This window comes from Rhizobacter sp. P1_G5 (assembly GCF_056405435.1).
This window is the reverse complement of the sequence record NZ_JBFUCB010000260.1, coordinates 1-7,814: the sequence shown is the minus strand read 5'-3', so window position 1 is coordinate 7,814 and position 7,814 is coordinate 1. Positions and strand designations below refer to the sequence as shown.

At 61.0% G+C, this 7,814-nt stretch carries 7 protein-coding genes; 6 read left to right on the top strand and 1 reads right to left on the bottom strand.

Translation table 11 applies throughout. The features are described 5' to 3' along the window. The first annotated feature begins 120 nt into the window (after positions 1–120). The gene (locus AC1D12_RS18085; RefSeq protein ID WP_477842009.1) at positions 121–1,041 is read left to right on the top strand and encodes a LysR family transcriptional regulator; all 921 of its coding nucleotides are present in this window, start codon (positions 121–123) and stop codon (positions 1,039–1,041) included. Between the two features lie 328 nt (positions 1,042–1,369). On the opposite strand, the gene AC1D12_RS18080 is transcribed toward AC1D12_RS18085, so the two are convergent. Then, positions 1,370–2,287, bottom strand: a complete 918-nt coding sequence (locus AC1D12_RS18080; RefSeq protein WP_477826825.1) for a LysR family transcriptional regulator — start codon at positions 2,285–2,287, stop codon at positions 1,370–1,372. Positions 2,288–2,398: 111 nt separating this feature from the next. Here AC1D12_RS18080 and AC1D12_RS18075 point away from each other — a divergent pair, with 111 nt between their 5' ends. The 5 genes from AC1D12_RS18075 to AC1D12_RS18055 form a co-directional block, all read left to right on the top strand. Beyond that, positions 2,399–3,007, top strand: a complete 609-nt coding sequence (locus tag AC1D12_RS18075) for an FMN-dependent NADH-azoreductase (RefSeq protein WP_477842007.1) — start codon at positions 2,399–2,401, stop codon at positions 3,005–3,007. A gap of 48 nt (positions 3,008–3,055) precedes the next feature. Further along, entirely contained in the window at positions 3,056–3,643 is a 588-nt protein-coding gene (locus AC1D12_RS18070) for an NADPH-dependent F420 reductase (RefSeq protein WP_477826823.1), read from the top strand. 126 nt (positions 3,644–3,769) lie between these two features. Further along, positions 3,770–4,681, top strand: a complete 912-nt coding sequence (locus tag AC1D12_RS18065) for a LysR family transcriptional regulator (RefSeq protein WP_477842005.1) — start codon at positions 3,770–3,772, stop codon at positions 4,679–4,681. Between the two features lie 178 nt (positions 4,682–4,859). After that, positions 4,860–6,572, top strand: coding sequence for an RICIN domain-containing protein (locus AC1D12_RS18060; protein ID WP_477842003.1), 1,713 nt, complete (start codon positions 4,860–4,862; stop codon positions 6,570–6,572). Between the two features lie 703 nt (positions 6,573–7,275). Further along, a partial coding sequence (locus AC1D12_RS18055) for a restriction endonuclease (protein WP_477842001.1) occupies positions 7,276–7,814 on the top strand: 539 nt, incomplete at its 3' end.

Genomic DNA, 7,814 nt, shown 5'->3' with positions numbered 1-7,814 from the left:
GCCGAAGACATGACGTCTGAACTGCTGCAGTCAACGTTTGAACGATAGGGGCGGTAGGATCGACGTACTAGCCGGTGCAGTTGGAGCGCACCCGTCCAATTTTTGAATCAATGGGTCGCCATGCTTGATCTGAACGACATCGCCTTGTTCGTGCAGGTCGTGCGCAGCGGCAGCTTTGCGGGCGCGGCGCGGCGCCTCGGCGTGCCAGCGAACACCGTCAGCAGGCGCGTCCAAGGGCTCGAGCAGCATCTCGGCGTCCGGCTGCTGCAACGCTCGACCCGCAAGCTCACTCTCACCAGCGCAGGCGAGGAGTTCAACGCACGTTGTGCCGATGCGGTAGCGGGACTGGTCGAAGCCGGGCAAGTGCTGAGCTCCGCAGGGCAGGAGCCGAGTGGGCTTGTTCGCGTTGCTGCGCCCGCCGACTTCCTCGACATGTTCGTAATGGAATGGGTCGCCGAGTTCCTGGCGACCTATCCCAAGGTTCGCCTTGCGTTGGTGCTCAGCGATTCGAAGGCAGACCTGATCGCGGATCGCATCGACGTGGCGTTTCGTGGCGGTCCCCTTGAGGACTCGGAATACATCGGGCGGCAGGTTCTGAGTGCTGGCAACGACGGGCTGGTGGCCAGCCCTGGCTATCTTGCAGCGAGGGGCGCGCCCAGCACACTGCAGGACCTGATGGAGCACGATTGCGTGACCTTTGCGCACTCTGGCAGTCATATAACCTGGCACCTGGCCGGACCCGACGGCACTGGTGAAGCCGTGCAGGTTGCCGCTCGCTTCAGCGGCAACACAGCGCAGGCACTTCGCAAGGCGACGCTGGCTGGGTTGGGGATCACGCTTCTTCCCAGGGCCATCCTCATGAAGGACTTGCAGGCCGGACGCCTTGTTCCCGTGCTACCCGAATATCAGCGTCCCGGCCACGGCCTCAATGTGCYGTATCCCAGCCGACGGCATCTGCCGCTGGCTGTGTCCGCATTCATCGATCTCGTCGTCGAGAAGGTCGGCGAACTGGATGCGGCATTCACACCGCAGCGCCCTTAGGAGTGCGCCAGCACCTTCCGCGGTTCCGCTGAAGAGCACAGGGATCCGCAAGCTGAGCAGGTTAGCCACCCGAAACCCGCCGTTCGTGACTGGCTGCTCCTGGCCGACTGCGCCTATTCGTCCATCGGCTTGCAACCGGCCGCCCAGAGGAGACGGCACGGCTTCCGACCGGCTGCTCGCGAGCGAGGCGGGGAACATACACTCCCTGCCACYTATCGTTCCCAGACTAGATTTTCTCCGTAGCCTCTCCGGAACCCACGCGTCCAGTGGGTCCTGCCATAGGAGTAGCCTCTACCTCCCTGGAACTGCTCGCCTGTGTCGTGCGCGATCAGTCGACGATGCTCAGGATGGACTTTGAGAAGCCATTCAGATGCTCGACAAGCCATCTGCCCGCAGGACCTGGCGGCTTTGACGCCGGGTGATAGGCGGATACGCCCAGCATGAAACCGGTAGGCGGCACTTCTTCTGTGTCCAGCAGCACCAATGTCCCGTCGGCGATGTCCTTCTCGACTGTGTGCAGTGGCATGTTTCCCCACCCAACGCAGTCTTTGAGAAAGGCATGCTTGGTCGAGAGGTCTGCCAAGCGCCATGTGGACGCGGATACGACACCGTAGTCCCGTCCTTCCATCAAGTCAGACCGATCTGTCAGAACGAGTTGTACGTGGCTCGACAGCTCATGCTTGGCAATGCGACGTCCGATGCTCGCGAGCGGATGGTTTGCGGCAGCAACCGAGACCAGAGGAATTTCGCCAAGCCGCTCGCTGACGAGAGATGGAAACGCGACAGGCAGCGAGGCCAGAATCCCGAGGCTGCAACGGCCACCCAGAACTGACTGATAGCCAGCGCCCAATCCTTCAACGAAGAGCCGAAGCGGGGTCAACGGAAACTGGCGTGAGAACGCCTTGGCGGCCGCGCTGATGACGGCAGTGGGAAAGAACACGTCGACCACCACCGAGAGCTCAGCTTCGAGCCCCGAAACCATCAGCTTGGCGCGAGCCTTGAGGGTGTCCACACCGGACACGACACTTCGCGCGTCTGCGAGGAGCAGCACTCCCTCAGTCGTGAGCTTCGGGAACCGTCCAGAACGGTCAAACAAGGTGACGCCCAGTTGCCCCTCCAGGTCACCAATCCATCCGCTTACCGCGGATTGAACGCGGTTGAGCCTGCGCGCCGCGGCGGAGAAGCTTCCTTCGTCAACGGCGGCTATGAAGCTTCTGAGCTGGTCGAGTGAGACACCGTCGAGCATGGCCCCTCCCATCTCCGAGGGAGATGTATCGCATCTCAATATACCGTCTTCTCAGATACGAGGGCTGGCCGCACCATTCGTTTATCAAGCTACACCCCACCGGAATTCACCATGCGTCTGCTTCACCTTGATTCCAGCGCCCTCGGCGCCGCATCCGTCAGTCGCCGCCTGACATTGGAGCTCGTCGCGCGCCAGCGCGCGTTGCATCCCGATATTCGTGTCACCTACCGAGACTTGGGATCCGACCCTGCGCTGCACCTGACAGGAATTCACGTGGCGGCCCGTCAGGGTGTCGCCAGCGACGACATGACCATCAATGCGGACTTGGTGAAAGGGAACGCCTACCTGGATGAACTGATCGCCGCTGATGTTCTTGTCATTGGTGCGCCGATGTACAACCTGACGATCCCAACGCCGCTCAAGGCATGGATCGATCGCATTGCGATTGCCGGCGAGACATTTCGCTATACCGCGACCGGACCTGAGGGCTTGCTGAAAGGCAAGAAGGTCTTCATCGCATCCGCGCGCGGTGGCGTGTATTCCGCAGGTAGCCCAGCAGCTGGGTTCGAGCACCAAGAGAGCTACCTCAAGGGCCTCCTGGCCTTCCTCGGCGTGACAGACGTGACCATTGTGCGAGCCGAAGGCACCGCGTTCGGTCCCGAGGCGAGAGAAGCCGCTGTTGCCAAAGCGCTCGAGGAAGTTGCGGCCATCACCGCATAGACAAAAGCGGACTCACCAGACCCGCTCCACCATACCGAAGGAAAACTCGTGAACTACTCGATCATCGGCTCTGGCAACGTCGGCTCTGCCTTGGCCAAACATTTCGCCCGCAGTGGCATCGCCGTAGGCCTGGCCAACACCCGCGGGCCAAGCTCCATCGCCTCAATGGCAAAGGAGATCGGCAACGCCGTAATTCCCATGACTCTGCCGGACGCGCTCAAGGCCGAGGTAGTCATCCTTGCGATTCCCTTCCGCGCCCATACAACCGTCGCAGGAGGTCTGCCGAGTTGGTCCGGCAAGGTTGTCGTCGACGCCATGAACACCTACGGCATCTCGCCGGAGGAACTGAAGGGGCGCCCTTCCACCGAACTCGTGGCAACTGCATTCTCCGGGGCGAAAGTGGTCAAGACGCTCAATCAGCTGCCGGCCAAGCTCCTGGCCAAGGATCCTGCTGATGGCGGGGGGCGCCGGGTCATGTTCGTATCGAGCAACGACGATGACGCGCAGACTGCCATCTCAAAGCTGGTCGCCGCTCTGGGCTTCGCTCCCATCCTGCTCGGCAAGCTCGACGAAGGCGGCAACCTGATCGGCATGGGTGGACCGTTGATCCTCCAGAAGCTCATCAAGCAAGGCTAGAGCGGCGTCCACTCTCGGCGATGGCTGCTGAGGGAAGCACGTCGATGCCAATATCGATGGCGCCGTGATGACGGCAACTTGACGTCGTCGACAGGTACTCAAGAAAGCCGCGTCAAAGGAACCCGCATGCGCGATGCTCTCCCCGAGGAGATCACCTTTCGAAGACTGGAGATTCTGCTGGCCTACATGGATGCCGGCACACTGACACGAGCTGCCCAGGCGCTGGGCATCAACCCAGTCAGCGTCCACCGCGCGCTGCACTCGCTTGAGGACGGGCTGCGCTGTCCACTGTTCCGCGCGGAGGGCAGGAACCTGATGCCAACGTCGGCTGCTTCCGTGCTGGCGGGAACCGCGCACGAAGCGCTCAAGGTCATGCGCGAAGGAGTCAAGGCCACACGCGCTGCAGGTGGCTACCTGGCCGACAGCGTCTGCATTGGCTCGCTGTACTCGCTCGGCGTCAGAACTATTCCAGGGCTTGTCACCGCCCTCAAACTGCGCAGGCCGTCCTTGCAGACCGACGTCTCAATGGGATCGAACGTCGAACTCTTGACCAAGCTGCGTGACTTCACTGTAGATGCCGCGTTAATGGTGTTGCCGGACAGCGCTCAGGATATCGAATCGATCCCGCTGTTCGAAGACCAAGTGTTCTTCGCAGCGCCTGCAGACTCGAAGTATGCGCAGATGGATTCAATCGACTTAGGTGCTTGCGATAGTGAGCGCTTCGTAAGCCTCACCGAGGGATTCGCCACACGCAATGATTTCGCGGCTACCTTTGCGAAGGCCGGCTACACCCCCCAGGTCGCACTGCAGGTTGGCGACATCTTCACGCTGATCAACTTCGTCAGCGGTGGCGTCGGGTGCACATTGCTGCCCGGTCGCGTCCGCGATGTTCTCAACGCCTCTGTCCGACTGATTCCCCTGCACCCGCGCTTCGCCGTGCGCCAACAGATCGGCTTGAGCTACCTGCGTGCGCGCGAGCGCGACCCAAACCTGCTGACGCTCGCATCCACCTGCCGCCTGCTGTTGGGATCTCAATGAGTGTGCGCCGCGTCTCCACGAAATTGCGTCCACCTGTGGCGACTGAAACAGAACACGTGAAATCAGTGAGAGAAAACCCTCGAGCGTTCCTGTCGTTGCAACGATGGCCGCGCGGTGTGCAATGGATGCGTTTCCACTTTAGCGCTACCGTGTCTCTATTCACCAATGGAGAGGATCCATGAGACTTTCAATGCACACGTTGGCAGTGGTCGTCGTCACCACGCTCTATGGCGTCACACCTGCCGTGGCGGCAGATCTGGAGGCTGGTCGCTACACAATCAAAGCCGCCCACAGCGGCAAATGTGTCGACGTTGATGCTGCCGGACTGGGAGACGGCATAAACATTCAGCAATACACCTGCAACGGAACCACGGCGCAACAGTTTGACGTGACAAGCCTCGGCGGAGGGTTCTACAAGCTGCTCAACGTGAACAGTGGCAAGGCCATCGACATCGTCGGCGGCTTCACCAACGACGGCGCCAACGTGCAACAGTGGAGCGACAACGGCTCCGGCCAGCAACGCTTCGCGATTCAACCGGCCACCGGTTCCGATCAGTTCACGATCAAGAACCAGAAGAGCGGCAAGTGCATCGATGTGGCCGACCGCAGCACCGCGGATCGCACCAATGTGCAGCAATGGAGCTGTGCCGGCTCGACCAACCAGATATTCACGTTCAGCCGCGTTGGTGGCTCTACGTCGCAAGCGTGCTTCTACGAAGACATCAACTACGCGGGCAGAAGTTATTGCACCGGTGAAGGAGCAGCCGATGCGCCCGCCGGCTGGATGCGCCTGGCGTCGTCGGTAAAGGTACCTGTGGGCTACCAAGTTGACCTGTTCACCGATGTCGGAGGGTCAGGACGCGTGCTGTCGCTCTTGGCTGACACGGCCAACTTGGTGCCGCTGGGGTTCAATGATGCGATGTCATCGTACAGATTCTCAAAGGCGAACGGAACGCCGCCTTCGTCGACAGCCGCCAAGAAGCAGCGCATGCTTGACTTCCTGCGGGACATATCTGGGCAACAGACGCTGGTGGGAGTAGAGAACAAGAATACTGGCTCGCCCACCAGCGATACGAACCGAATCAATGCGATCACCGGCAAGGTTGGATCGTTCTGGGGCGCCGATTTCGGATTCGGAGGCGCGGTTGGGAACCGCGGCAACATGGTGGCCGAGGCGAAGCGACAGTTCGCCAAGGGCGCCCTCGTTGGGTTGATGTATCACGCTTGCGCGCCGACGCAGAACGAGTACTGCACGTGGGACGACATCGGCGACAAGCACCCGGTGCATTTCACCGACGACCAGTTCAAGGAACTCTTGACGCCTGGAACCAGTTTGAACAACGCGTGGCTAGGTCGGCTCGACACATTGGCCGGCTACTTCCAGCAGTTGAAGGATGCTGGTGTGGTGGTGCTCTTCCGCCCCTTCCACGAGATGAACATGTGCAAGTTCTGGTGGTCCTGTCACAAGGGGACATTCGGCAGTGCGGCGCTCTATCGCATGACGCATGACTACTTGGCAAAGTCGAAGGCTCTGGACAACATCATCTGGGTTTGGAATGTGCAAGACATCAAGAACCCACTGTTCACCACCGACATCGATCAATACAACCCTGGATCAGACTACTTCGACATCGCGTCGCTGGACATCTATGAACTGGGCTATGTCACCAACAGCTACTCCACGATGCTGCGTGTCGCTGACGGCAAGCCGATCGCCATAGGCGAGAATCAGTTCGCCACCACCGTCGATCTCCTGCGCCAGCAACCGAAGTGGGTCTATCAGATGCTTTGGCCGGACTTCATTGACGACCAGCGCAACCGCGCCACTCTGCCGTCGCTGTACAACGGACCAATGGTCCTCACGTTGGAGGAAATGCCTGGCTGGAAGTGAAAGGCTGGCGGGAGGAGGATTCCGCGCAGATTCACGGGGTGACAAGCGCTCGCCGAGCGCTGGCTTCGCTGGTTTCGAACCTCCATCTCGGCCGCAAACTGCGCGCTTCCACTGCGGCCCTTGTTAAAAGCACTGCGTGACGAACTGTCAGAGGATGCCAAGCAAGGCATGCTGTGGGCCGGAGAACGACTGGACGCCGAGGGATTTGCGGAGCGGCTAAGACAGGCCCGCAAGCGATGGAAGCGAGTGATGGCCCCTCCATTGCCTTTGAGCAGAAAGCGGGCAGCTGAAAAGGAGCGGAGGCCACCGCTCGCCTCCGTCGTTCCGCCAACGCTCGGTTCGGAGCGGGCTGGTTGAAGTCTCGGTCGGCTCCTTTGGGTCGATTGCGCCAGTTCGCGAAGGCGCACAGCGGACGTTCAACACCACACAGTTCCACTGGCAGCGCGGCGCGTTGAAGCGCGCCCGCGGGGGCCGCGTCGCTTGACCGATCGTCCGGCTACCTCCAGAACGCCGCAGCGTCCGCATTGAGGCAGCAAGCGGCCTGTCGATAGCTCGAGGCGACCGACCGCAGCCGCTGCAGAGCCGTCGGAATCGACACAAGGTGTGTACCTCCGCACGTGAGGCGTCAGTGCTACAGCGTGGCGCATCGCCGTCCTGTCTCGCACCTGCTACAACACCGGAAAAGAATGGAGGGGAGGCGGACATGGCAAAACGCAGAAACACGAGCCCAGCCGAGGACGTAATGGACCTCGTTGCGATGTTGCCGTGGTGGGCGGGCATTGTGTTGTCGGTAGCCAGCTACCTGCTGCTTCATGGTGTCGCATCGCAGACGGTCGCCCCCGCAGCCGTACCGGCGCAAATTGGAGCGATGGTCACCCACACCCTGTGGAAGACCATCGCGACCGTCGGCCAATACGTACTGCCAATTCTCTGTATGGCGGGGGCGGGCATGTCGGCTTGGCGGCGCAAGGAGCGAAACGGCCTTGTGAATGCTGCCGTGCAAAGCGAGGCGAGCGACGCGCTGGATCGCATGAGTTGGCGCGAATTCGAGATGCTGGTGGGCGAAGGCTTCCGATTGCAGGGCTACCAAGTTGTCGAAACTGGCGGCGGCGCCGATGGTGGTGTCGACCTTGTGCTAAGGAGATCCCGCGATGCCGCCAGCGAGAAGTTTCTCGTGCAGTGCAAGCAGTGGCGTGCCTTCAAGGTGGGCGTGGACGTGGTCCGCGAGCTGTACGGTGTGAT